This window comes from Brevundimonas vesicularis, assembly GCF_014204545.1.
Lineage (GTDB): Bacteria > Pseudomonadota > Alphaproteobacteria > Caulobacterales > Caulobacteraceae > Brevundimonas > Brevundimonas vesicularis_B.
The window spans coordinates 93,906-116,490 of the sequence record NZ_JACHLJ010000001.1; the positions used below are offsets into that span (position 1 = coordinate 93,906).

The 22,585-nt window shown below is 68.0% G+C and carries 21 protein-coding genes; 5 read left to right on the forward strand and 16 right to left on the reverse strand.

The genetic code is table 11. From position 1 onward, the window contains the following. Nucleotides 1-150: 150 nt before the first annotated feature. Both aceA and HNP47_RS00415 read left to right on the forward strand, forming a co-directional pair. Nucleotides 151-1,431 (forward strand): isocitrate lyase, encoded by a 1,281-nt coding sequence (aceA, locus tag HNP47_RS00410; RefSeq protein ID WP_184277444.1) that lies wholly within the window; start codon nt 151-153, stop codon nt 1,429-1,431. A 19-nt stretch (nt 1,432-1,450) separates the two neighbouring features. Next, nucleotides 1,451-1,660: a hypothetical protein gene (locus tag HNP47_RS00415; protein ID WP_066550777.1), complete on the forward strand. Its 210-nt coding sequence runs from the start codon at nt 1,451-1,453 to the stop codon at nt 1,658-1,660. Nucleotides 1,661-1,728: 68 nt separating this feature from the next. On the opposite strand, the gene HNP47_RS00420 is transcribed toward HNP47_RS00415, so the two are convergent. Together HNP47_RS00420 and HNP47_RS00425 are read right to left on the reverse strand one after the other, a co-directional pair. Next, nucleotides 1,729-2,859, reverse strand: a complete 1,131-nt coding sequence (locus HNP47_RS00420; protein ID WP_184277446.1) for a hypothetical protein — start codon at nt 2,857-2,859, stop codon at nt 1,729-1,731. A 311-nt stretch (nt 2,860-3,170) separates the two neighbouring features. Beyond that, nucleotides 3,171-3,443 (reverse strand): hypothetical protein, encoded by a 273-nt coding sequence (locus HNP47_RS00425; RefSeq protein WP_184277448.1) that lies wholly within the window; start codon nt 3,441-3,443, stop codon nt 3,171-3,173. A gap of 155 nt (nt 3,444-3,598) precedes the next feature. On the opposite strand from HNP47_RS00425, the gene HNP47_RS00430 reads away from it, so the two are divergent. From HNP47_RS00430 to HNP47_RS00440, 3 genes are read left to right on the forward strand one after another with little or no spacing between them, the layout of a single operon-like run. Next, nucleotides 3,599-3,955, forward strand: a complete 357-nt coding sequence (locus HNP47_RS00430; RefSeq protein ID WP_184277450.1) for a hypothetical protein — start codon at nt 3,599-3,601, stop codon at nt 3,953-3,955. A gap of 36 nt (nt 3,956-3,991) precedes the next feature. Beyond that, entirely contained in the window at nt 3,992-4,225 is a 234-nt protein-coding gene (locus HNP47_RS00435) for a hypothetical protein (RefSeq protein ID WP_184277452.1), read from the forward strand. Next, on the forward strand, nt 4,225-4,785 hold the full coding sequence (locus HNP47_RS00440) for a hypothetical protein (protein ID WP_184277454.1): 561 nt from the start codon (nt 4,225-4,227) through the stop codon (nt 4,783-4,785). The genes HNP47_RS00435 and HNP47_RS00440 overlap by 1 nt, the downstream gene beginning before the upstream one ends. Here the strand turns inward: HNP47_RS00440 and HNP47_RS00445 are convergent. From HNP47_RS00445 to HNP47_RS00510, 14 genes are all read right to left on the reverse strand, one after another. After that, the gene (locus HNP47_RS00445) at nt 4,742-5,047 is read right to left on the reverse strand and encodes a hypothetical protein (protein ID WP_184277456.1); all 306 of its coding nucleotides are present in this window, start codon (nt 5,045-5,047) and stop codon (nt 4,742-4,744) included. The genes HNP47_RS00440 and HNP47_RS00445 overlap by 44 nt on opposite strands. Beyond that, the gene (locus HNP47_RS00450; RefSeq protein WP_184277458.1) at nt 4,974-5,429 is read right to left on the reverse strand and encodes a hypothetical protein; all 456 of its coding nucleotides are present in this window, start codon (nt 5,427-5,429) and stop codon (nt 4,974-4,976) included. Before HNP47_RS00450 ends, HNP47_RS00445 begins: the two co-directional genes overlap by 74 nt. Beyond that, the gene (locus HNP47_RS00455) at nt 5,429-5,812 is read right to left on the reverse strand and encodes a M15 family metallopeptidase (protein ID WP_184277460.1); all 384 of its coding nucleotides are present in this window, start codon (nt 5,810-5,812) and stop codon (nt 5,429-5,431) included. The genes HNP47_RS00450 and HNP47_RS00455 overlap by 1 nt, the downstream gene beginning before the upstream one ends. A gap of 1 nt (nt 5,813) precedes the next feature. Then, on the reverse strand, nt 5,814-6,203 hold the full coding sequence (locus HNP47_RS00460; protein WP_184277462.1) for a hypothetical protein: 390 nt from the start codon (nt 6,201-6,203) through the stop codon (nt 5,814-5,816). Further along, nucleotides 6,203-8,320: a hypothetical protein gene (locus tag HNP47_RS00465; protein WP_184277464.1), complete on the reverse strand. Its 2,118-nt coding sequence runs from the start codon at nt 8,318-8,320 to the stop codon at nt 6,203-6,205. Before HNP47_RS00465 ends, HNP47_RS00460 begins: the two co-directional genes overlap by 1 nt. 45 nt (nt 8,321-8,365) lie before the next feature. Further along, nucleotides 8,366-11,035 (reverse strand): hypothetical protein, encoded by a 2,670-nt coding sequence (locus HNP47_RS00470; protein ID WP_184277466.1) that lies wholly within the window; start codon nt 11,033-11,035, stop codon nt 8,366-8,368. Further along, nucleotides 11,035-14,235 (reverse strand): hypothetical protein, encoded by a 3,201-nt coding sequence (locus HNP47_RS00475; protein WP_184277468.1) that lies wholly within the window; start codon nt 14,233-14,235, stop codon nt 11,035-11,037. The genes HNP47_RS00470 and HNP47_RS00475 overlap by 1 nt, the downstream gene beginning before the upstream one ends. Further along, nucleotides 14,232-16,826, reverse strand: a complete 2,595-nt coding sequence (locus tag HNP47_RS00480) for a hypothetical protein (RefSeq protein WP_184277470.1) — start codon at nt 16,824-16,826, stop codon at nt 14,232-14,234. The genes HNP47_RS00475 and HNP47_RS00480 overlap by 4 nt, the downstream gene beginning before the upstream one ends. After that, entirely contained in the window at nt 16,826-17,332 is a 507-nt protein-coding gene (locus HNP47_RS00485) for a hypothetical protein (RefSeq protein WP_184277472.1), read from the reverse strand. The genes HNP47_RS00480 and HNP47_RS00485 overlap by 1 nt, the downstream gene beginning before the upstream one ends. Nucleotides 17,333-17,343: 11 nt before the next feature. Further along, entirely contained in the window at nt 17,344-19,461 is a 2,118-nt protein-coding gene (locus HNP47_RS00490) for a hypothetical protein (RefSeq protein WP_184277474.1), read from the reverse strand. Continuing rightward, nucleotides 19,458-19,946 (reverse strand): hypothetical protein, encoded by a 489-nt coding sequence (locus HNP47_RS00495; RefSeq protein ID WP_184277476.1) that lies wholly within the window; start codon nt 19,944-19,946, stop codon nt 19,458-19,460. The genes HNP47_RS00490 and HNP47_RS00495 overlap by 4 nt, the downstream gene beginning before the upstream one ends. A 1-nt stretch (nt 19,947) precedes the next feature. Next, nucleotides 19,948-20,628, reverse strand: a complete 681-nt coding sequence (locus HNP47_RS00500; protein ID WP_184277478.1) for a hypothetical protein — start codon at nt 20,626-20,628, stop codon at nt 19,948-19,950. 71 nt (nt 20,629-20,699) lie between these two features. Next, nucleotides 20,700-21,581 carry a phage capsid protein gene (locus tag HNP47_RS00505; protein ID WP_184277480.1) on the reverse strand — a complete coding sequence of 294 codons (882 nt, stop codon included), beginning with the start codon at nt 21,579-21,581 and terminating at the stop codon, nt 20,700-20,702. Nucleotides 21,582-21,666: 85 nt separating this feature from the next. Further along, nucleotides 21,667-22,431 carry a hypothetical protein gene (locus HNP47_RS00510; RefSeq protein WP_184277482.1) on the reverse strand — a complete coding sequence of 255 codons (765 nt, stop codon included), beginning with the start codon at nt 22,429-22,431 and terminating at the stop codon, nt 21,667-21,669. Nucleotides 22,432-22,585: the final 154 nt, after the last annotated feature.

A 22,585-nucleotide genomic window follows, 5' to 3' on the forward strand; every position in this document is an offset into this window, starting at 1 on the left:
ATGATGTCACAACACGACTAACCAAGCAAAGTCATATTGTGACAAGATGACTTCGTTGATGGGGTTCGGTCTGTATCAGTTTTGACCGTTGCGTGTTCTTGTCTCCGAGACGGCGGCTGCGGCCGCGCCCTTCAGAGACCGAGTTCGACCATGACCACTTTCGCCGATCTGGTGCCTTCGCCCGCCGGCCGTTTCGACGGCATCGAGCGCCCCTACACGCCTGAAGACGTCCTGCGCCTGCGCGGCTCGGTGCCGATCACCCATACGCTGGCCGAGCGCGGGGCCAACAGCCTATGGCAGTTGCTGCATGATGAACCCTTCATCAATGCGCTGGGCGCCGTCACCGGAAACCAGGCCATGCAGATGGTCCGCGCGGGTCTGAAGGCTATCTATCTGTCGGGCTGGCAAGTTGCGGCCGACGCCAATACGGCCGGCGCCATGTACCCGGACCAGTCGCTGTACCCGGCCAATGCCGCGCCGGAACTGTGCCGCCGCATCAACCGCACCCTGCAACGCGCCGATCAGATCGAGCATGCCGAGGGCGGCGCCAAGCGTGACTGGTTCGTTCCCATCGTCGCCGACGCGGAAGCCGGTTTCGGCGGGCCGCTGAACAGCTTCGAGATCATGAAGGCCTTCATCGAGGCGGGCGCGGCCGGCGTCCACTTCGAGGACCAGCTGGCGTCCGAGAAGAAATGCGGGCATCTGGGCGGCAAGGTTCTGATCCCGACCCAGGCGCATGAGAGAAATCTGGTCGCGGCGCGTCTGGCTGCCGACGTCATGGGCACACCGACCATCACGGTCGCGCGCACGGACGCGGAAAGCGCCCAGCTGATCACCTCCGACATCGACGAGCGGGACCAGCCCTTCATCGATCGCGACAACCGCACGCCTGAGGGCTTTTTCCGCCTGAAGGAGGGCACGGGTCTGGACCACTGCATCGCGCGCGGTCTGTCCTACGCCAATATCGCCGACCTGCTGTGGTGGGAAACGAGCCATCCGGATCTGGACGACGCCAAGAAGTTCGCGGAAGCCATCCAGAAGGCCCATCCGGGCAAGCTGATGGCCTACAACTGCTCCCCGTCCTTCAACTGGAAGGCCAAGCTTGACGACGCCACTATCGCAAAGTTCCAGCGCGAGTTGGGCGCCATGGGCTACAAGTTCCAGTTCGTGACCCTGGCCGGCTTCCACAGCCTGAACAACTCGATGTTCGAGCTGGCGGACGGTTATCGCGATCGCGGCATGGCGGCCTATTCCGAGCTGCAACAGCGCGAGTTCGCCAACGAGGCGATCGGCTACACCGCTACGCGTCACCAGCGCGAAGTCGGCACCGGCTATTTCGACCAGGTCGCCACGGTCATCTCCAACGGCACGTCCTCGACGACGGCGCTGAAGGACTCGACCGAGACCGCCCAGTTCACCCACGCGGCTTAAACCGGAAAGGAACCCGCAAATGGAACCGCTGACCCGAACCGAAGCCATCATCGACTTCTGCTTGGCGCCCCTGGCGCTCGACACCGGCACGGAGGCCGAACGTGAAGTGCGTCGGCGTATGACTCACGTCCTGCGGACTTATCAGGCCAAGACCGCGACGCCCGTCGCCGTGGACTTCTCGTCCATGCCGTCACAAGTCATCAACGAAGCGGCGCACGGTTACGAATAGGCCGATCGCCCAAGAAAAAGGCCCGCTCCGATCACTCGGAGCGGGCCTTGCTCTGTTTGAGGTGTCGCTTAGCGCGACGGCGTCGTGTTCAGCGATTGGGTGGTCGCAACCGCCGGGGTCGGCACGGGCGTCGCTTGCGGGACGGTGACCGAGATGGGCGTACGCGCCGGCGCAGCGCCGGTTTCCTGCGGATCGCCGACGACGATGGTGGTGATCTGCGTCGCCTCGGTGGTGCAGGTCGCCAGGTCGCGGGTGATGTGACGGCCCAGGCAGAAGATGTCTTCGTAGCTGGGGCGCGAGGCGGCCAGGCACTGGAACAGCATCAGCTTGGACATATCCATGCAGAACTCGCTGTTCGGCTCGTGCGTCAGAGCCTCGGTGTTGACCCGCGCCTCGTCGCCGCCTGCGCCCAAAGCGCCCAGAGCCGCGATGGCCAGAGAGCGTACGACGGCGGGGGTGTAGGGCGGGCCCTTGCGCGAAGGCTCCAGTCCCAAGCCCGTGCCGCTGTTGGCGGCGGCGAAGAGGCGGCTCGATTCCTCCGGCGACGGCAGCATCTTGACGGCAGACAGAGTCTTTGCGCTTTCCAGTCGCACTTCGCGGTTCGGAATGGGCGTGATGGCCCAGCGGCGCCGGGGATCGCTGCGGCCCTGGATGGTGTAGGCGTCCTGCTCGATCGCCTCGGCGATGGCGCGCATGGCGATGGCGTCCTTGCCGACCGTCGCCGAGATCAGGCCGGCGGCGGCGTCGGCGCCGGGCAGGGTGGCGGCGTAGGCCGGATCGGCGACGATCTGAGCGACCATGCGCTGACGCTGCGCCGGATCGATCGCATACTGCTGCACGCCGGCAACAAACTCGGGCGACTGCAGGGCGATGATGGCGCCGTAAGCGATCAGGCCGCGCGACAGCTGGTCGGCGTCATAGGCCGAACCCTTGCGCAGGGCGGCCTGAATCGATTCCGCGTCGGGGAAGCCGCCCGGCTGGATCGTCTGGGCTTCGCGCAGGAAGGCGACGTAGATGGCGGCGGCGTCCGCCACGCCCTGATTCAGGGACACGGGGGGCGGCTTGCGGGCGGCCAGTTCCGCCGCCAGACGCTGGGCTTCCAGCTCGGCCTTCGAGGGTCCGCTCTCGCAACTGGCGAGCAGGATGGCGGCGGCGAGGGCGGCGGCCGACAGACCGCGGCTCAGTAGGGCCGTTTTCATGGAGACTTCCTCAGGCGAATACGCGCGCAAAAAGCGCCAATACTGTTGGCGCTTATAAGGCGGGCCTTATGGTTATCCGAAGGTTAAAGCGCGGTTTCTAACGACCTACTGATATCGCACTATTTTTTCCGGCGAGCGTCCGACTTCCGGGTTAATCGTCGCCACAAGTCGGACGCGATCACAGCGGATTGCACCCCGTGAAAACAGCTGATCGGACAGCAGAACGCCCCGGCGTCATTATCCGCCGGGGCGTTCGTCGCATCACAGCGGGCGCGGCGGGAACAAGACCGCGCGCCGCTGGGCGAACCGGATTAGCTGAAGGCGGCGGCCGCGACGGTGACGTTGCCGGACTTCGGCGCGGCCGTGACGGTCAGGACGCGGAAGGCGGTCCCGCCGGCGGCGACCAGGTGGATCACGTCTCCGGCGAACAGATAGCCGCGCACGTCATTGAAATAGCCGGCGGCGACGGCGGTCGCGACGCTGTCGGCCCCGGCGTCATAGTGCCAGATCTGGCGGCTGGCGGCCGCGCCGGTGACGGAGTTGAGGTTGCTGACCTTCGACAGCTGGTTCTTGTTCAGGGCCATGGGGCGCTCTCCTGCGGAACGACCGCCACCATGGCGATCTGATCATCAGGCTACGGCCGGCACGATAGCGGCAACGCGGGCAAATGTTCCCCTTGCGTTCACGTTCACCCGGGCGCACACCGCGCGCCGGTCGGTGGCGCGGCCGAGGCGAAGACATGAGCAGGGACAACTGGACGCCGGAGCGTCTGACGCCGCGCGATGTCGTGGTGGATCCGCAGATCGTCGTCAGCGCCAACTGCTCGGGATGTCGCTATATCGTCGAGGTGAACGTGTGGCGGATTGGCGCGCGGCTGGCGGACGAGCCTTTGCAGACCATGCGCTTTCGGTGTCGTCGCTGCGGCGCCTACGCCGCCTCGATCGAGGTCAGCCGCCGGAATATGAGCCAGGGCGAAAAGCTGCTGACCATCCCGCTCAAGCCCCGATGCTGGGACGAGGGCCACGACGCCAAGCAGCACGCCGCTTTGGCGCGGCTCAAAGGACGCGCCGGAAAGCAGTCCTTGAATACCGACTGATTCGGTCCCCATGCTTGCAACTCAAAGGAGACGGCAATGCGTATCAAGGTTCTGATCCCGAACGATGACGGCAGCGATGGCGGGTCCTGGACGCTTCAGGATGTCGATAAGGCTCCGATGATCGGCGACGTCCTGCTTTATGAGGGAGGGTTTGCCCGACTGATCACCTTCGTCGTCGAGGGCGGCAATGATCCTGACGGTGCGGACTTCGTCTGTCGGGCGGCGCCTGGGACGGGGACCGTGATCAAAGGCCGAAACGTCACCTTCTGATGTTCGGTGCGCCCTGCATCGGCATGGCCGTTGCGGTCACGCTGCGGCCGATTTGGTCCGGCTTCGACGCGGCCAGCATCATAGCTCTCGCAAGCGTCGTCGTGGCTGTATGCTCGTTGGCCGTCGCGGTCTGGGCCGGGCACGAACAACGAACTGCGTCACGGACGATGATCCTCGATGCACGACTGGAAGCCTATCTAGGACGCTACAGCGCTCTGGAAGCTCGGCTGCGCGGCGGCATTAATCAGAGCCGAGACAACTACAATAGGCTATCACTTCATAAACGCACGCAGCTGCAGTTGGTTTTCGCTAGTCTTATCTCGGTGCTCGACAGCTTGGATCAACTTCGAGAACATGATCGTTTCCAGACGTGGCAGGGCTATCTGAAATATTTTCCTGGACCACTGCTCGACGATCGATTTGATCAACTCTGCTATGCACAGAGGATCAGAACGCGAGTAGCTATTAAAGCCGCAATAGCGGCGGCGATCGTCAAGGATGAGAATGCTATCAGTGTTAGGAACACGCCTCGCCCGTGTGGAACAGGATTAGGCGGCTGAGTTGGTCGAACAGGTCGCCCCGGCTCTTGGCCAGGCGGCGGATGCCGGCGCGCCAATCGGCCGGGATCATGGCGCCGCCGTCGGTCGGCAAGCCCGGCGTGGCGACGGGACAGCGCAGCAGCTCGGCCGGCGGCGTCTCGCGCACTGTGCGCACCACGACCTCGGGTGGCGGCGCGACGGCTGGCGGCTTAGCGCAAGCCAGCAAGGTCGTTGACAGCAGCAGCCCAGTCGCCGCCAACACGATCATCTTTGACTGCCGCATCGGCCGCCTCCATTCGGGTGAGGGCGTCGGTCGCCCGTTTGGCATAGACGGCCGCCAGGGCCGCATCCGCCGCTTGCTTGCCTTCGCGGCGTTCGAGGTCGGCCAACATGGCGTCCAGCGAACCGGACTGAACCTTGTCCTGATAGTCGACCAACTCGGCGACACGCTTGTTGCACAGGCGGCCCCAATCCTTCTGGCGCGAGCCTTCGGGCTGGAACGGCACATTGACCGTGGCGCAGATCTCGCGCGCCTGAGATAGCAGCAGGGCGCGGTCGGCCTTGGCCTTCTCCAACCAGAAGTAGACAGTCGCCGCCCCGATCAGCAGGACCAGCAGCGTCAGGAACCGACGGTTGGCGCGAAAAAGGGCTATGGCTGTCAGCATCAGGGAAACCGCTTCCGATCCAGCTCGAAGTGCGGGCCGTCCTTCAGCGTCTTCCAGTCGCCGCCCCACACGATGGGCGAACCCCGCTCCAGAGCGGCTTGCTTGAAGGCGGCGGCGATCCGGCCATAGAGCGGCCAGTCCCAGCGCACCGAGCCGCCGACCAGCGCCACAACGTCCACGGCGTGGCCGGTCAGGTGACGGCTGTTCATCGTCTGCGTCGCCTTGGCGGCGAACAGCTCCTTTTGCCGGGTCACGCTGCGCAGACCTTCGGTAATCTTGAAGTCCACGGGCGTCAGCTCGATGGCGCGCTCGATGATGGCGACCAGCTCGGGATGCACACCAACCAGGCGCGCACGGCTGGCCTTTGACAGGTTGAACGCCATGTCAGCCTTCTCCTTCAGTATTTGGGGGAACCGGCGCGGCGCCGCGACGCGGAACCCAGCTGCCGAGATTGGTGAAGGCCGCCTTCAGCCCGCCGGCCGCCCCGGCGATGAAGGCCTCGCGCAGGGGCTTGTAGGCCTTGAAGGCCAGCGTCCCGACGACGAAGCCGACGGCGTTGATCAGGGGCAGGGGCCAGTGGAAGACATGGCCGGCGGCCGGGACCAGGAAGGCGGCGAAGGTCACGCCCACGGTCCATTGCGCCAGGCGGTCGCGCCAGCCCAGGCCGGGTTCCCACATCTGGCCGATGGCCGCGCCAACGGCCCCCGGCACGAACGGCTCAAGCCAGTGACGCAGGCCGTCCAGAAGCTCGATCAGGGCAGGCTTCCAGTGCATCAGGCGGTCTCGTAATCGAAGTGGATGCACAGGGCAGCGTTGCTCGCCCAAGCGGTCGTCCCGTCTGCGAACTGCACCGTCATGGATGTGCCGCCCGCCGGAATGACCCCCGTCAGCGCCTTGTCGGTGACGCCGTTTTCCAGACCCGAGACGGCGAACCTCTGGCCCGCCGCCGTATAGGGCAGGGCGATGATGATAGGGCCGCTCGCGGATCCGATGTTGCTGATGTTGACCACCACGTCGCCGCGCGCGCGTCGCCCGTCGCGGATCACCCGTCCGGTCACGACGCCCAAGGCCCCGAATGCGCCGCTCGCCGGCGACGGCGTGGGCGAGAACGAGACCGCCGCCGCCTTCGGATATTGGCTGGACAGCTCTTTCGTCATGCCGGGCGGCAGGCGGCCTTCCGAACATTCCCAGACGATGTCGTTGGCGCCGCCGGTGAACCCGGTCGCGCTCGACAGATCGGTGCCCGCGCGGACGATGCCGCTGGACCCATAGATACGGGCGGCGCCGGTCAGGGCGTTTCCGACCACTTCGATGTCGAACCGATTGGCGTTCTCGATGTCGAGCGGCTTGACCACATTGGTGATCTGGCCCGTCCCCAGTTTGCACCGGGTGCGGAAATGGGTGTTATTGCCGCGCGACCGGATCGCCGCGCCGCCGTGGCCGCCCTCCCAATAGCTGCCGTTGTCGTCGATGAAGGCCAGGGCGTGCGCCGTGCCGTCCATATCAAGGCCGACGCCGCTAGGCCCCATCTGCAAGGCCTCGCAGCGATCCAGCTTCAGCCACAGGGTGTCGCGCACGCGCACGCCATAATGCGCGCCCGTGAAGCCCGGCCGCATGCCGATCAACGACACGTCCTGGATGTGCATCCCTTCGGCGTGGGCGACGCCCGTCGACGCGTCGCTGCTGATGTCGATGCCGCCGCCGAAGCCGTTGGCGACGACGTGCTGGATCCAGCAATCGACCCCGCCCGAGAGGACCTGCAGGACATAGTCGCAGTTCAGGCTGAAGACGTTGCGGATCTTGACGCCATAGGCCTCTTCGATGGCCAGCAGCTGGCGCACGCCCACGCCGAACAGCCCGTCGATGGCGATGGGCAGCTCGCTGATGACGGTCTGCGACGTTCGCATGGCGAAGCCGTCGTCCAGCAGGCCGTTCGGATCGGTGATGAAGAAGTTCGAGACCTTCAGCAGCGACGACTTGAGGTCGAACAAGGCGCCGCCTTCCGCCAGAGGCGAGGCCGGCTGGAACCCCGCGCTCTCGCCCTGGGCCATGATCTCGACCGGCACGGCCCCGTCGATCATGTCGTTGATCGCCACCGGATCGATCCGATACGGCCCATCGCGCCAGGCCGGAACCAGCACCTTGCCGCCCGCCGCGCCAAAGTCCGCGATGGCCTCGCCGAAAGCGTCGGTGTCACGCGTCACGTCATCGCCGCGCGCGCCGTAGTCGGACAACAGCACCGTGTCGATGCCCCGGTCGCGCAGGTCGCGCTCAAACGCGCCCAGGCGGCGACGAAACTTCACATTCCCGGACTGGTCTGCGCCGATGTTGGAGCGCAGCGCGGCGAGGCGCGCGGGGTCCGCATTGCCGCCGTCCAGGCTCAGCTTGTCCAGCGCCTGGAAATCCTGCGGTCGCGTGACGACCCTCGGTCCGTCCGGGCCGATGGTCAGGAACCGCTCGCCCAACTCGGGCGCCCAGGGGATTTCCGCGTCAGCCGCGCCTATGCCGAGAGGTAGGCTTAGTGACCGTTTCGCGTCGCGCGCGCGTTCCTGCAGCTGAGCTTGAAGAGCGACGGCGTCGTCTTCCAGCGTTGCGCTGCGAATGGCGCCGTTGGGCGTGTGCTGGCGCGGACGTTCGGGCCGAAGGTCGGAATAGACCCAGTATTCATCGCCGGCCCGCGCAGCCACCGCCAGCCGACAGGTGAAACCCACGGCGCTGGCGTCCACAGGCGATACGTCAGGGCTGACCAGTAAGGTCGCCACGCCGTTGCGCAGGCGGCGAACGCGAACCGCACCCGCGTCGATCAGCGGAAAGTCCGCCGGGAAATCGGTCTGCCCTGCGACGGCGATGAAGGGACCGGCGATGCGGTCGTTTTCGGGCAATGCGGCCATGACCCGACTTTGCCGCCGGGGCAGGGACCGCAACGCGGTTCGACGCTACTCCTGCCGCCCGCCCATATTGGATAGATCCGGCGCACGGTCCGGGGCGTTTGACCCTTGCGGCCACCACTGGCCCTGGCCGGTCTCCTTCTCCATCCGCCGCGCCCGGCGCTGGAAGGCTTCTTCAGCCTCGGGATCCAGCGCCCGCTGCAGATTGTCGGCGACCAGGCGGCTGAACGCCGCTCGGCTCCACCACAGGCTGGACAGGGGGTTGTAGTTGGCGATGGCCTTGGCGCCCTCACGGCCCGCATTGGTCCCGGCCGCCGCCTCGCCCAGATCTTCGCCGTCCAGCAGGCTGTTGGTCAGCTCCAGAGCATTCCCGCCGGTAAGACCCCAGGCGTCGCTGGCCAACTGGCCCACAGGCCCGAACGCCGCCACCGGCGCCGTCTTTCCGTTCCGCGCCTGGGCGGCATAGAAGAAATCGCCCGCCATCCCCAGGCCGCCGCCCTGCGCCAGGGCCGCGCCCCAGAACTTGGGATCGTCCATCGGGCGGGGATCGTTGCCCTTGGCCATCTCCCGCAGCTGGATGTTGATCGCCCCGCCCACGGTCATGAAGGCCACGGCGCCGGCCGCCATGCCCGCCAGGTTGGCGAAGGCGTTGCCGCCCATCGCCCGCGCCTGCAGGGCCATCTCCTGCGCATACAGGCTGGTCAGGGTGGCGGTGAACCCCTTGAACATCGACGTGGACCGCTGCAGCTCGCCCCAGAAACTGCCCGGCCGCGCCGTGATCCACATGGCCCGCGTCTCCAGCGTCGTCTCGGGCGACACCAGCCGGGTCTCCATGTCGATGGCTTCCGCCAGACGCAGCCCCAGCTCGGGCTGGGCGATGTCCTCGGGCTTCAGGAAGGTGGCGCCCGGTCGCGGTTCGAACACCGGCGCCGCACGCATGATCGTCCAGTCCGCCTCGGTGAAGCCGCGCGCGTCCAGCCAGCGCGCCAGCGTCTGGTCGCGCTTGTCGCCCTTGGCCAGATCCGCCAGCGATCGATCCTTGGCGTCATGCAGCGCCCCCATCAGCTCAAACCGGAACGACCGCTTGCGCGCCGCCACCAGGCCGGTCAGCCCCTGCAGGCGGATCGTCGCCGCCGGCAGACGCCGGGCGAAGGCGTTCAGCTTGCCTTCCGCCTTGGCCCCCACGGTCATTAGACGCAGATTGTCGTGGCTCCCGCGAACGAAGCCGTCCGTGGCCTGTTCGATGATGAAGCCGGTCCGCCGGGCGATGGCCCGCTCGGCAGGGTCCGCCAGCAGACGCACCAGCTCGCCCATGTCGCCGTTCCGTGACAGGCCGGTGAAGCCGCGCGCCATCCGCCCGAACACGACGCCCGAACCGATCTCGCCCAGGACCGCGCTCCCCAGCATGGTGCCGGTCAAGGTGCTGCGGATCCCGCCGCCGACGTTGGACAGGCCAGGGTTGACCGGCATGTTCAGATCGCCCGTGAAATGGGCCATCATCCGCTCGGCCTCGCCCACCATCCCCTCGGCGCGCGCCTTGGCGCCCTCGACGCCGTTCAGCTCCTCCAGCGCCGCCTCGCGACGGGCGAAGGCTGCCAGCCATTCGAACTGGTGTCGCGGGTTCGGCCCCAGGATCTGCATCTGGGCCACGTCGCGGGCCATGTCGTCCAGATGCCCCATCATGGCCTGGAAGGCGTCGCCCTCGCCAAACTTGCGCTGATAGGTCATCCAGGCGTCGGCCGATTGGAAGGTCAGGAACCGCTGTTCGGCCCGCTGCGCCGCCAGCGCGCCCTTGCCGATCCGCTCGCCGGGCGCGCCCTTGTTGGCCCCGCCGCTGCCGATGGTTTCCCACACCTCGCCAAGAACCGCCGCCAACCGCTTGTCGGTGAACGGTTGTTTGGTGACGCTGTCGATCATCTTGGTGCGGTCCAGCAGGGGCGTGATCGCCGCGACCCACTGATCCTTGCCCGCCCGCCGCACCGCGAGCGGATCGTGCATCTGCGGCAGGCCCCAGCCGTCCAGCTTGCCGATGGCGCCGCCGGCGGCGTTGAACATGTGGCGCGCAGTCTCGGCCGTGCCGTCCCACGCCTGCGCCAGGGCCTTGGCGGCCTGGTCGCCGGTGTCCTCGCCGAACGCCTCGCGCACGACGTTGTCCATGTGCGCGCGACCGGGCGCGTCGAAGCCCGTCTTGGTTTCGAACTTTTCGATCAGGTCGGCCATCATGGCGTCGAACTTGCCGCGCACCGCCCGATACCGCCCCTCCACGCTGGCGCCCGGCGCGCCCGACAGGCCCGGCCGGTTTTCCACCAGCCGTTTCAGCGCCATGGCCGCGACCGCCCCCTTGGAATAGGGCTTGCCCTTCTCCGGCGGCGTTCCGCCCTGAACCCAGCCACCCCTCGGCGGCTTGCCGGATCCGTCGCCGCCGCCCAACGCGACGACGCCGGTATAGCCGCGCCGTTCCTTCAGCCCCGCCATCGTCTCCAGCGCCGCGCGCCGCGTCCGCACTGACAGCTGGCGACGCCGGCGCGCCTCGATGGCCTCGGCCTCCAGCTTGCGCATGGCGGCCTCGCCCGCCGCCCGGTCCGCATCCACCGGCCCCAGCGTCTCCGACGCGACCGAATAGGCGTCTTCATAGGTCGCCGTGGCCAGGTCGGCCGTCTCCTTGTCGATCTCGCCGTTGGCCAGCGCCTCGACGATACAGCCCCGAAACTCGGCCATCAGCTTCCTCCCGGCGCACAGCGCCGCAACACATCGGCCGCCTGCTGGGCGCGCGGCGGTTCATCCAGATCGTCGAATAGGCCGGCGGGGCGAGCTTCGGCCTGCATCCGTCCGAGGTCCTCTTGCAAGTCCACAAGCTGGCGCTCCGCACTAGCGAGGGTGGCTTCTCGCTTGGCCAACTGAGCGGCGGTTGCGTCAATCTGCGCCTGGGCTTCGGAAGAGATACCTGCGCGCGCAGGTGTGACTTCTCGCAGCTCGATCTGCTCATGAGGCCGGAGGTAGATTTTCACCTCGTGCGCGGCGCGATTGGTCTTCAGGCCACCGATGTGCCGCATGCCACCGAAGCCGGCCGCCTGGATCAGATCGGTGAATGCCGAAAACAGCTCTTGGACGTCGTCCTTGCTGAAGTCGAACTCCTGCCCCGAAGCTCTGTATTCGTCCATGACTTGGCGCAGGTTGGCGCGGCCGCCGTGTTCAGCAACGGCTTCGCTCAACGCGAACTGGTCATAGTCATGGCTCGCGTCGGTGATCCCGAGGAATTCTCTCCACTCGGCCTCTGTTCGATCTTCCTCCATGTCGAAAAAGCGCACGGGTTCACGCTCGCGGACTTCATAGACCTTGGCCGTCGCGCGCTTGCGGCCATAGCCGGAGGCGATGTCAGTGGCGTCCGTCGTGTAGAACGTCTCCCAACCGCCATAGATGTTGTCGGGATTGTAGTAGCCTTCGCTAAGGTCGCCGATTTCGCTGCGAGCGCCATGGAACTGCACCCCTTGGCCGCGCGTGTCAGCGAGCGGCCGGCTAGCGTCAGCCTGAGCCTTTAGGTCTTCAAGCGCGGCGCGGTCCGCCTCGACAGCAGCTCTTTCACCTTCGACGAAGGCTCTGGCCTCGGCTTCGGTGCGGGCGGCGAAATCCAGTCGGTCTTCGGTGGGCGGGCCATCGGCTTCGATCCTAGCATCTTCCGGCTTTGGTTCCAGTTGGCCGCGCTGGCCAGACCCAGCCATGTCGTCGAACAGGCCCGCGCTCTCCAGCGCCTGTTCCGCCGGCGGGCTGGGGTTCAGCACCTCGGCGCGCTCGACGTCCAGGCGCTCGCCCGCCGCCACGGCCGCGCGGATGCGCTGCACCAGGCCCTTGGCGGCCGCGCCCGGCGTCGTCTCGCCCTTGGTCACGGCGGCGGCCGCCTGGGCGAAGGCCTCGCCCATCTCGCCGGAACGCAGCGCCAGGCGCGACACCAGCTCCGACGCCGCCCGATCCACCGCCAGCCGCCGCTCGTTGTCCGACCGCGCCAGGATGTTGCCCCCGGCCTCGATGGCCTCGGCGTTTCGCACCAGGGCGGCGTTCAGCTTCTCGTCCCGACGCAGGGCGCCCATCACCGCCTCGCGGATCCGGCCGCGCGCGATCACCGTGCTTTCGCGCGGCAGGCCGCCGAACAGATCCATCTGCCGCCCTTCGGACTTGATGAAGTCGTCGAGCAGCCCTTCCTGCACCAGCGCCCGCGCGCCCTCGACCGACTTCGGCTCGCCGCGCCGGATCAGTTCGACCAGGTCGCCGTGCAGCTCCGGCCGGTCCCCCGCCTGTTCGCCGATCACGGCGGCGTAGCGTTCGGGGATCACCTTGTTCACCACGGCCCGGAAACCGTCGTCCGACAGGCTGGCCAGCTGGCGCGCCTGGTGGATGAAGTCGCCGGTGATCGGCAGGCTGCGATCCCGCATCGCGCCGGGCGCCTCGCGGAACAGCTTGGCCGCGTCCATGATCGCGCCCGAGCCTTCGCGGATGTTCTTCAGCGCCGCGACCACGCGCACCTCGCGGTCGGTCCAGCCGTCGCGCGCCCGGAACAGATAGCCGTCCAGCTGCGCGTCTTCCCAGCCCTGTTCCGCCAGCCGACGCGCCAGCCCCCGGCGCTGGTGGCCGTCCGCGACGATCATACGGCCGTCCAGATCCTCGAACAGGATCGCCTTGCCCGACGCCGTCGCGTCCCAGCGCTCGACGCCCTTCAGCCGATTGGTCACCCCGTCGGCGTCACCCTCGGCCTTGTATTGGAACCGGGCGGCGTCCGCCTCGACGGTCATCGGATCGAACCGTCCGGCATAAATGGTCCGGCCCTGATATTCGGCGGCCTCCAGCACGCCCGCCGGGGCAGGCGGCGAACCACGTTGCGAAACGGCAACGGATGGCAACACCTGACCACCAGACTGATTTGCAAACAGATCCTCCAGCCCCTGCTCCGGCTGCACGCGGGGCAGGGGACCGCCTGTCGCCAGGGCCGCGCGCGCGGCGTCGAAGTCGTCGGCCGCCGGGCCGATGGCCGCCTCGTCGTCCAGCAGACGGTCCAGCGCGTTCCCCAGCCCGCGCGCCTCTGGATCCGCTGCGCCAGAGGGCAGGCGCGCCCGGAGCTGGCGCACGCCCGCCTTGCCGAGATCGCCCAGCACCTCGAAGCCCGCCCCGGCGGTCGCCGCGAACGTCACGTCCATGGCCGCCTCGCGCGCCGTATAGTCCGGCCCGCCGAAGCGTTCGGCGTCGATGGCCCGGCCGGGGGCCTGCGTCAGCTCCACGCCCGCGTTCGCCGCCCCCTGCATGGCCATGCGGGTCAGCAGGGGCCGACCGGCCCCGGCGCCGCCCGTGGCGACCGTGGCCACGACGTTCACAGGATCGCCGAACGCCGCGACCGTCCCGCCGGCGAACCCGCCGATCATGCCGCCGGCGCCCAGCTCGCCCGCCGCCTGCGCGCGCTGGCGCACCTGGCGCAGCTCAGCGTCCTTCGTCTTCCACAGCGCCTCGCGCGTCGGCACGGCCGACAGGGCGGGGTATTGCGCCCGCAAGGCGTCAATTCGCGCCTCGTAGTCATCGATCGATGGGTCGCCCAGCAACAGCCGATAGGGCGCGTCCAGCGTATTCGACACGACCCGCGAGACAGTGTTCAGCAGGCCGTCGCCTTCGTCCCCGACCTCCAGCCCGGTCAGCTCGGCCGACGGCCGCAGGCGCTGCCCTGTCAGCCGCTCGATCTCGCGGTGACGCCGCCACAGGTCGCCGGTCCATTCGGCCTCGCGCCAGCCGCCCGTGCTGTTGCGCCATTGGTCCTCGGCCGAGGCTTTGAAGCTGCGGCCGGCCGCATCCCAGAACGGGACCGGCGCGGCGATGGCCGGGGCGACATCGTCGGTCTGACGCGGCTGGTCGCGCCGCACGCTGCGAAAACGAATGCTCATCGGCGCGGCCGGATCAGGTCGGGCATGGCGCGACGCAGGGCCGCGTGGCGCTCGTCCGTGTCGATGTCGAACTCCCACGGCCGGCCCTGCCGGTTCGGCACGGGCCGCCCGGTGCGCGGGTTGATCAGCCGATACTGGCCGTCCGGCTGGGCCTGCAGTTGCATCCGCGCCAGGCCGCTGACCGGGATCGGCTGGCCGTTGTCGAACACCGGCCCCCAGTTGCCCGCCACGGCCGCCCGCGACACCCACGTCAGCACCTCGTCCATGGCGTCCTGGCGCACCCATGACGGCAACAAGGTCTGCGCCCCGTTCACATCGGCCGCGCCGCCGTAGAACTTGCCGTTGTAGGGGTTCCGCCCCAGCGCGCTCTGGACATAGTGTTCCGCCGGACGCTGCTGGCCGCGCGCCGCATCCGCCGTCGCTGCCGCCCGCGCCGTCGCCAGCACCGGCCCCGCCAGGTCCGGCATGGTGCGATAGGCGCTGGCCACCGTGCGCTGCACGTCCTCCAGCCCTTCGCCGCTCTCGAACTTGGGCGGCGCCGCGCCTTCGGCCATCAGCCGTCGGCCTTCGGTCGCCTGGGCCGCGAAGGCCCGCGCGCCGGCATCCAGCGCCAGGGACGCCATGTGCAAATCCGCCGACGCCTGGCCGGGATTGCGGCCGACTTCACCCAAAACTTGCCGGGCATCATCCTCGCCCAGCTCGCTGACCAGATTTTTCGTGAACGTCATCACCGACGCCGGGTCCGACATCAGGCGCGCCTTGATCGTGTCTTCCTGCGCCTCGGAGAGAATACGTGGCGCGATCTGGAACTGGCGCGCCATTTCACGTCCGGCGGCGGCTTGCGCGCGGATGCCAGCGCCCCATCCGGGCGCACCTTCGAACATGGCGCTGGGATCGACTTCGCTGACAGGCGGAAGGCCAACCCTGGAGCCTTTCTGCACGGCGAACCCGATGGGGTCGGATCTGAAGCCATCCAGAGAGCGCACTGCCGTGCGGTGGCGCTGAAGCGCGCCCCTGACCTTGCCCTGACGGTTGCTCCAACCCCGCAGATCGTCACCGTATCGGCCAGGGTTACGGCGCGCGAGGTTCTCGAAGTGCTCGCGCTCCAGCCGAAGGAACCGCTCCGGATCGCCGCCAGCCTTCGCCAGGAACTCCCGCGCCTTGCCGACACCGCTAACGACCGCTGCCGCGCCGGCGACAATCTGCATCTCCGCGCTCAGAGGGCCTAGCGGGTCGAGATATTCCCGTTTGTAGATTGCGTAGGCTTCAGCTCGGTCGATACGACCATCGAGCCATGCGGCCGGATGGCTTTTCTCGGTGATCCCCCACTGCGCACGGCCCCTGCCGTTGTCGTCGGCGACGAACCCCGAACCTTCCAAATCATCCATGATGAAGTCGATGACATCGAAGGCCGCGCCGCCAACCACACCCGAACCACTCTCGGCGGCCCTCCTCAACTCGGCAGGCGTCACGTCGAAACCATGAGCCAGGCCAAACTCGGCCTCCGCGATCAAACCCAGATCACCGGATGCCAAAGCCTGCGCTCGCACTTCGGCAGGGTCAATTTCGCCACCATATTCAGCGGCCTTAAAGAGCTGGCGAGTGCGCTGGGCGGCTGCGTCGCGAGCTGCATTTTCTCCCGACACGGCGCTGGCCACATCGGCGTCCAGCCGATTGGTCAGCCGATCCATGTCCTGCGCCGACAACCCGGCAAAGGCCTTGTCACCCGCCGCCCAGCGCTCGCGCACCTGACCGGCGAAGGCCTGTTTGGACGCGGCATCCGGGGCGCGTTCCATCGCGCGGGCGATCCAGCTTGTGCGCGCATTGGCTTGGGCGGCGTCGAACAGCCGCCCCATCTCTTCCGGCGACACGGCGTTGGCCCGCGTCGGATCGGCGGCGAACTCGACGCCGTTCAGGGTGAAGGCCTCGCGCGGGCCGAACCGTGACAGGCTGGACGCGAACTCCGTCAGGCTGGCGCCCACCAGGGCTGATCCCTGATCGTCGAACCCGGCGCTGGCGATGCTCTGCCCCAGCAGCGTTTCGCTGGACGACAGGGCCGTGACGAAGGCCCCGCGCGCCGTCTGCACGCGGCGCCGTTCCTCGCCCTCGCGCACGTCGCGCAGGGCCGCCCCGTCCGTCAGGGTGCGGAACCGATCAAAGGCGACGTCCAGCTGCGCATCGCCGGTCGGGGCGAAGGCCGCACGCGCCGCTGTGACGGCCTCGGCGAACCCGGCGACATTGTCGGGGTGGTCGATCTTGGCCTTGCTGACGGCGTCCAGATAGGCGGTCTGCCGCTCCGCGCCCCGCTTCTCCCGCACCACGGCGTTATACGCCTGATCGTCGATCCCCTGGCCGGGACGGATCCGCGCCTCGATCCCGCTTTCGTTCTCGGCATTGATGGCGCGCGCGGCGTCGCTCTCGCCCTCGCGGGTCCACGCCCGCTCGGCCATGCCTTTCAGAGTGCGGCCGAACCCCTCGGCCGCCGCGCCCACGGCCCCGGCGACGCCGGCGGCCGGCGCGCCGATGTCGGCGCCGATCAGATTGTCGCTGGTCCGGCGTCCGAAATCGCCGGTCGGAAACGGACCCGCCATCAGCCGAACGCCGCCTGACCCAGATCGAGGCCCAGCTTCAGCACCGATCCGAAGCGGGCGTTCTTGGCGGCCTCACGCAGGCCCAGCGCCCGCGCCTGACGCAGGCGCGCATTCGCCTCCGCGCTGTTGCGGATGATGCCGCGCTCGCGGTCGGCATCGTCGCGGGCGGCGTTTCGCGCCGCGATCACGCTGCCGGATCCGGCGTCGATCCCCATGGCGCTCGCCGCGACCAGCTGCTGGCCGACCAGCTTGTTGTATTCGTCGTCGATGGCCGTGACGCGCTCGCTGGCCTGGATGAACTCCTGGCGCCCGGCCATCTGTTCGTCGCGGGCCGATTGATCCAGCGACGCCGCCTGCTGGCGCGCGCCCGCGAACTCCATGATCGACCCCAGCGCCGACAGGCCTCGGCTGGCCCCGCCCAGCGTCTTGCCGCTGAAGGCCGTCGAACTCGACTTGCCCGCCGAGGCCGACGCGGCCTTGCCCGCGAACGCCATAACCGCCTTCATTCTCGCCTCCATCAGCTCTGGACGGTGACGACGACCTCCCGGATCTCCAGCGGCCCCGGCCGTTCCTGAACCCAGTCAATCTGGGCGTCATTCTGAAAGCCGGGGACGGGGTAGAGGCGCGTCCATCCCTCGAACGCATCCTCGCCCGGACCATGGTCCAGCAACGCGGGCGTCTCGCCGCCGCGACGCTTCAACGCCAGCGGCCACATCCGCTTGCCCGTCATCCCGGTTTTCAGATTGGCCGTCGGCCCCAGGCGCATGGCGATTTCGCCGGACCGCGCGTGCATCGACGCCCCGCCGCGCGGATCCTGCTGCAGAACCAGGGGCAGGCATCGCCCGCGCGGGACGAACAGCAATCCGGCCTCGGCGCTGCGCTGCGCTGGATAGGGCAGGGCGATCCGGCCGCCGGTCACGACCACGTCGCCGGCGTCGGCCCCGTCCACATAGGCCACGACCGTTCGCCCCTCCAGATGCCCCAGGCCGGTGATCTCTTCGCACGGCCGGTCCACTCGCACCGCTGCGTCCAGCAAGCAGGCTTCATCCAGCACCTCCAGACGGTGCCGCACGCCGCCGCCGGAGGTGCGACGCGTGCAGACATACAGATCGCCCGCCAGCTCGCCACCGGCCTCGGTGAACGCGCCGTCGGTCGTCCATTCGTTGAACCCCAGCACGTCCTGCTTCATGCGGGCCACCATGGCCGCCGCCGTCCCGTCCGCCTTCACCCACAGCGCCAAGTGCGGCTCGGTCGCGGATCGGCCCTTCTTCATGCCCCCCGCCACCACGCCCTTGACCAGGTGCGAGGCGTAGTCCGACAGCGGATCGTCCTCATAACCCGGCTCGGCCGTGTCCGTGCTCAGGATCGCGCGGCTGATCGTATCGCCGCCCGCCTGGACGAACAGCGCCAGCCCGTCCATTTCCAAAATCGGTGTGCCGGGCGCGGCGCCCGAACAGCCGGTGCGCGGAAACGCCGGCGGGGGCGTGATCGGGCTGGACGCGCAGAAGAAGTGGGCCGACCGCCCGAACGCCTGCAGGTGACGCCCGGCGAAGAGTGCCAGGATGGGGGTCGATTGATCGGTCGCCAGATCGACACTGATCCCCTTGTCCGCCTCGCCGCCCTCGATGTTCAGGTCGAAGAAGAACCCCGACCGGCTGGCCATGATGGTCTGCGGCCGAGAGCGCGGAGCCGCCAGCCACAGACGACTATCGAAGAACACACCGGCCGCCGGCCAGCCGCGCGTCGCGCTGATCACCGGCTCGCCGCCCGGTTTGCCTTGTGTCACCGTCGCCGTGCGCACAATGCCTTTGGTCGAAATCAGCACGGCCGCCACCAGCTCGCCCACGTCGTCGGCGCGGTTGACGCCCTGATAGGCGATCCGCAGCGTCTTGTCGGCCGGGCTGGAAACCGTCACGCCATTGGCCCCGACGTTCGACAGGGCGTTCATCGCCGCCTGCACCGAGGCCGCCAGCGTCGCCATGTTCGAACTGTAGGCGATGCTGTTCGTCGTCTTCGCCTCCAGCGTCAGGTTGAATGTCTCGCCCGGCTCCATGTCGGTGAAGGACAGCTGCTGCACCTCGTTGACGCCGCCCGCGCGCGTGCCGTCGTAGTCAAACAGCGGCACATTCTCGAACGCCTGCGGACGGCTGTCCCACTCGCTGTGCGCGCCCTGGCGAGCGATGCGATAGGGCGGCACATCGACATGGAAGGCCAGCAGTGTGTCCAGCATCTGGGCGCGTTTGACGTCCAGCAGCTGCTGGGCCGTATAGGGCGACCGCACCGACGCCACCCGTTCGCCTCGGCGATAGACCTCCACATTGCCTTCTGTGGCGATCAGACCGTATCGCTGTTCGGCCGTATCGAAATCAAAGCTCCAGCGCTTATGCGGCGACAGCTCGGCCGTCTCGCGCCGCGCCTCGATCTTGGTCAGGCGCACGACGCCGGTCTCGAAATCGTCAGCGCCCAGCTTCACGATCCGCCATTTCTGGGCGGTGATCGGTCGGCCGGGCGGCATGGCCAGCCGCCGGGTGCGCAGGATCGAACCGACATCGCACCGGGCGACAGTGACCCACCCGCCGCCACTGGCCTGATATTGCAGGGCCAGCGCCTGGGAGGCCGTGACCGGAATGCTCATGGGACGACCTCTTCATAGCGCTCGATAGGTTTCCATGGGTATTGCGGCGGGACCGGGTCGGGCAGGGGCGGAAGCTCGCCACCGCCGCCGCCGCCGCCGCTGGACGTCGTCACGACGAAATCGACCAGGTCGAACATGGAGATCGTGGTCGGCGCGCCGAGGTCGATCTCCAGCACCACATAGCCGTCCGTCGCCCCGACCGGCGTCGTCGTCTCCAGACCAACGCCGCCCAGCACATCGGCGACCGTCCCGCCGTTGGGGGCCGTCAGCATCGCCGCCGTGATCGGCACGGCCTCCAGCCGATTGCGGATCAGATCGATGTGGCGGAACCCTCCACGACGCCGCAGCGGCCCCTCGGCCGTCGTCATCATGTTGACGCACAGCGCCACCGACGAGGCATAGGCCTTCAGGTCGCGGCGGCCGATGGCCTTCGGCGACAGGGCGCCGCCGTTGAAGTTGGACTGTCTCAGGACTTCCTGCGGCATCTCAGCCCCCGTTCGACAGGCTGAAGCCGGTGAACCCGAAGCGACCGAACCCCCAGCCGCCGCGCGCCTCGACCAACGGCCCGGCATCCACACCGCCGACCAGCTGGCGCTGCGGCGCCATGCGGGCGTCCTCGTTGCGCGCCTGCGCGTAAAGCCCGCCTTCGCCCTGCTCGCCGGGCGTTCCCCACGCTTCCTGGCGCAGCTCGCGACCCTTGGTGGTCAGCTGGCAGAAATCGGCCACATCCGCCGCAAAGGCGGTGATCACCAGCTGACGGAACCAGCTCGGCCAGTCCGCCTCGGTCACGGTGCGGGTGTATTCGCCGAACAGCGGCGACTGATCCGACCAGAAGGCCCCGCCGCTATCCAGCACATAGGGCGCCGTCCGCGCGCGCTGCGGATCCGCCGCGTCCCGCCAGGCGTGGACCGCCCCCGCCAGATCGGCCGGACGGGCGTATTTGTAGGCGCACGGCTTGGGATCGCCCTCCGGCACAGCCACCTGGGCGAACAGGGCGACCTGGTTGGCGAAGGTCCAGCGATACTTCCCCAGCACGAAGGCCCTCTTGTGCGGATAGTTGTCCTGGCAGAACGCCCCCAGAGGGCTGTCCTCTCCCAGGGCGTCGATCCGGTCGCCCGCCACGCGGTCGATGGCCAGATTGCAAATCGTCAGGTCGGTGAAGCTCATGGCGCGCCCGAAAGAAAAGGCCCGCGCCCGTAAGGACGCGGGCCACAGTTGGCTCAGGGAGAAACGAAAGGTCAGGCGACCGTGCGCATCGGGGTGGGTTCGCGGAACAGGTTGAAGTTCTTCTTCGTCTTGATCCGCTTGATGCCGCGCGCATTCCGGGCGGCGGCGCCCACCTGCAGCCAGTAACCGATGATGTCGGTCAGGGCGGGGCCGTCGCGCTCGTCGATCTTGGTCAGCTTGTCGTTGTAACCGCTGACCAGGGCCGACTTGGCATAGACCATGATGTCGACGCCCGCGCCGTCGGCCGATTGCGCCAGCCGCTCCGAGCGCTTCCAGTTCAGGTCGTTCCACGGCATGTTGCCGCGCACGTCGTTGCTGGCCATGTAGGGATCCAGCGACATCTGCACCTTGTTGCGGAACGGCAGAACGATGGTCACCTCCTCGCCCTCGAACGCCTCGTCCTCGCCAAGCGCCGCGATGGCCTCGGCGACCAGATCGAGGTCGGCCGGCGTGTCGTAATCACCGAACGTCTCGACGGCTTCGAAGCCGGCCGCGCCGATCTCCTTAACGCCCGTGGTGGCGGCCGTATTGAGCGCGCGGATGATGCAGTCGTCCTCGGCGCGGGCGATGGCCGATGCGGCCTGCTTGCCGTATTCGGTCGCCGTGGCGATGGTATATTTGTGGGCGTTGGGATCCCACAGGCCGAAGGCGATGAACTTGGGCGAGGCCTGCACCTCGATGAAGTCCTGCGCCACGTTGGCCAGCGCCAGGCGGGCGAACTGCGGGCTGTCATAGGCCTCGGCGACGCCCATGCGCGGGAAATAGATCTTGTCGCCAATGAACGAACCTCCACCAGCGACCGTGTCGCCGAGGCGCGACGTGTTCTGCTGATACTGATTGTGGACGGTGTTCTCGAACTTGGGAGTGAACCACTCCTTGACGTTCTGGGTCATCGCTCTCTCCGAAAATATCCGGCGAGGGCCGCCGGGCTGCTGTGACGATCATCACGCTAAGCCCGGCGGTTTGGTCGCAACGCGGTTACGCCTTGCCCCCGAAAGCGGCCGCCCATTTCAGGTCGGCGTCTCGGGTGAAACGGCGATCCTTGCCGTATTTCGGATCCTCGGCCAGGCGCTTGGCCTCTTCCTTGGCCGCGTCGGCAGGATCGCCGCCGCCAGGCGCAGCGGGTTGGTTGGTCGGGGTGGTCATCATCTTCCTCATGTATTCGACCATCCGAATGCCGGCGGCCGTGGGCGTTAGGGACATCAACTCCCCGAACATTTCATCGTCGAAGCCGTCGCCGCGCGCCTTCAGCGCCTCGGCGAACACCTCGACCTCGCGGCGGCGACCAGCGGCGTTCTCGCCCAGCTTGGCCGCCTCGGCCGCCGGATCCAGACCGGCGTCGAACAGGCCGGCCTTGGCCATCTCGGCGGCCGCCTCCAGCGCATCGTCCATCCAGCCCTGGGGCTTGCCCTTCTCGGCCGCGTATTTGGCCAGGCCCGCCACCAGGGGATCATCCTCGCCCAGCCCGAGAGCTTCGCGCGAGGCGTCGTCCAGGTTCACCTGATAGGCGTCGGGCTTTTCGTGGACGGTCGCGCGCGCGGCCGCCGCGACCTCTTCCGGCGTCGGCTCGGGCTTTTCCGGTTCAGGGGCGGGCGGATCGGCGGGCTTATCGTCCGGCGATGAGACCGGCGGCGTCCCATTCTCCGGCGTCGGAGAACCGTTCGTCGGCGGCGTCGCCGGTTCCGGCGCGGGGGGCGCTCCAGCCGGCGGCGTCGGGGTCGGCGGGGTGATCGGATCGGTCATCGGTCTTGTTCCTCAGATTGGCTTCGTGAAGGTCGAGATAGCGGACCAGGCCCGCGAAAATGCTGTCCTGCCCCTGTCGCAGCTGGGCGTAGGCCTGGCTCGGACCGGCGGGCAGGGAGTGATCGACGGGCGGCCGCAGCACCGTCATGCGGGC

What these genes read in the sequence shown, in the direction of transcription:
- aceA (WP_184277444.1), top strand. Translation starts at nt 151, where the DNA reads ATGACCACTTTCGCCGATCTGGTGCCTTCGCCCGCCGGCCGTTTCGAC.
- HNP47_RS00415 (WP_066550777.1), top strand. Translation starts at nt 1,451, where the DNA reads ATGGAACCGCTGACCCGAACCGAAGCCATCATCGACTTCTGCTTGGCG.
- HNP47_RS00420 (WP_184277446.1), bottom strand. Translation starts at nt 2,859, where the DNA reads ATGAAAACGGCCCTACTGAGCCGCGGTCTGTCGGCCGCCGCCCTCGCC.
- HNP47_RS00425 (WP_184277448.1), bottom strand. Translation starts at nt 3,443, where the DNA reads ATGGCCCTGAACAAGAACCAGCTGTCGAAGGTCAGCAACCTCAACTCC.
- HNP47_RS00430 (WP_184277450.1), top strand. Translation starts at nt 3,599, where the DNA reads ATGAGCAGGGACAACTGGACGCCGGAGCGTCTGACGCCGCGCGATGTC.
- HNP47_RS00435 (WP_184277452.1), top strand. Translation starts at nt 3,992, where the DNA reads ATGCGTATCAAGGTTCTGATCCCGAACGATGACGGCAGCGATGGCGGG.
- HNP47_RS00440 (WP_184277454.1), top strand. Translation starts at nt 4,225, where the DNA reads ATGTTCGGTGCGCCCTGCATCGGCATGGCCGTTGCGGTCACGCTGCGG.
- HNP47_RS00445 (WP_184277456.1), bottom strand. Translation starts at nt 5,047, where the DNA reads ATGCGGCAGTCAAAGATGATCGTGTTGGCGGCGACTGGGCTGCTGCTG.
- HNP47_RS00450 (WP_184277458.1), bottom strand. Translation starts at nt 5,429, where the DNA reads ATGCTGACAGCCATAGCCCTTTTTCGCGCCAACCGTCGGTTCCTGACG.
- HNP47_RS00455 (WP_184277460.1), bottom strand. Translation starts at nt 5,812, where the DNA reads ATGGCGTTCAACCTGTCAAAGGCCAGCCGTGCGCGCCTGGTTGGTGTG.
- HNP47_RS00460 (WP_184277462.1), bottom strand. Translation starts at nt 6,203, where the DNA reads ATGCACTGGAAGCCTGCCCTGATCGAGCTTCTGGACGGCCTGCGTCAC.
- HNP47_RS00465 (WP_184277464.1), bottom strand. Translation starts at nt 8,320, where the DNA reads ATGGCCGCATTGCCCGAAAACGACCGCATCGCCGGTCCCTTCATCGCC.
- HNP47_RS00470 (WP_184277466.1), bottom strand. Translation starts at nt 11,035, where the DNA reads ATGGCCGAGTTTCGGGGCTGTATCGTCGAGGCGCTGGCCAACGGCGAG.
- HNP47_RS00475 (WP_184277468.1), bottom strand. Translation starts at nt 14,235, where the DNA reads ATGAGCATTCGTTTTCGCAGCGTGCGGCGCGACCAGCCGCGTCAGACC.
- HNP47_RS00480 (WP_184277470.1), bottom strand. Translation starts at nt 16,826, where the DNA reads ATGGCGGGTCCGTTTCCGACCGGCGATTTCGGACGCCGGACCAGCGAC.
- HNP47_RS00485 (WP_184277472.1), bottom strand. Translation starts at nt 17,332, where the DNA reads ATGAAGGCGGTTATGGCGTTCGCGGGCAAGGCCGCGTCGGCCTCGGCG.
- HNP47_RS00490 (WP_184277474.1), bottom strand. Translation starts at nt 19,461, where the DNA reads ATGAGCATTCCGGTCACGGCCTCCCAGGCGCTGGCCCTGCAATATCAG.
- HNP47_RS00495 (WP_184277476.1), bottom strand. Translation starts at nt 19,946, where the DNA reads ATGCCGCAGGAAGTCCTGAGACAGTCCAACTTCAACGGCGGCGCCCTG.
- HNP47_RS00500 (WP_184277478.1), bottom strand. Translation starts at nt 20,628, where the DNA reads ATGAGCTTCACCGACCTGACGATTTGCAATCTGGCCATCGACCGCGTG.
- HNP47_RS00505 (WP_184277480.1), bottom strand. Translation starts at nt 21,581, where the DNA reads ATGACCCAGAACGTCAAGGAGTGGTTCACTCCCAAGTTCGAGAACACC.
- HNP47_RS00510 (WP_184277482.1), bottom strand. Translation starts at nt 22,431, where the DNA reads ATGACCGATCCGATCACCCCGCCGACCCCGACGCCGCCGGCTGGAGCG.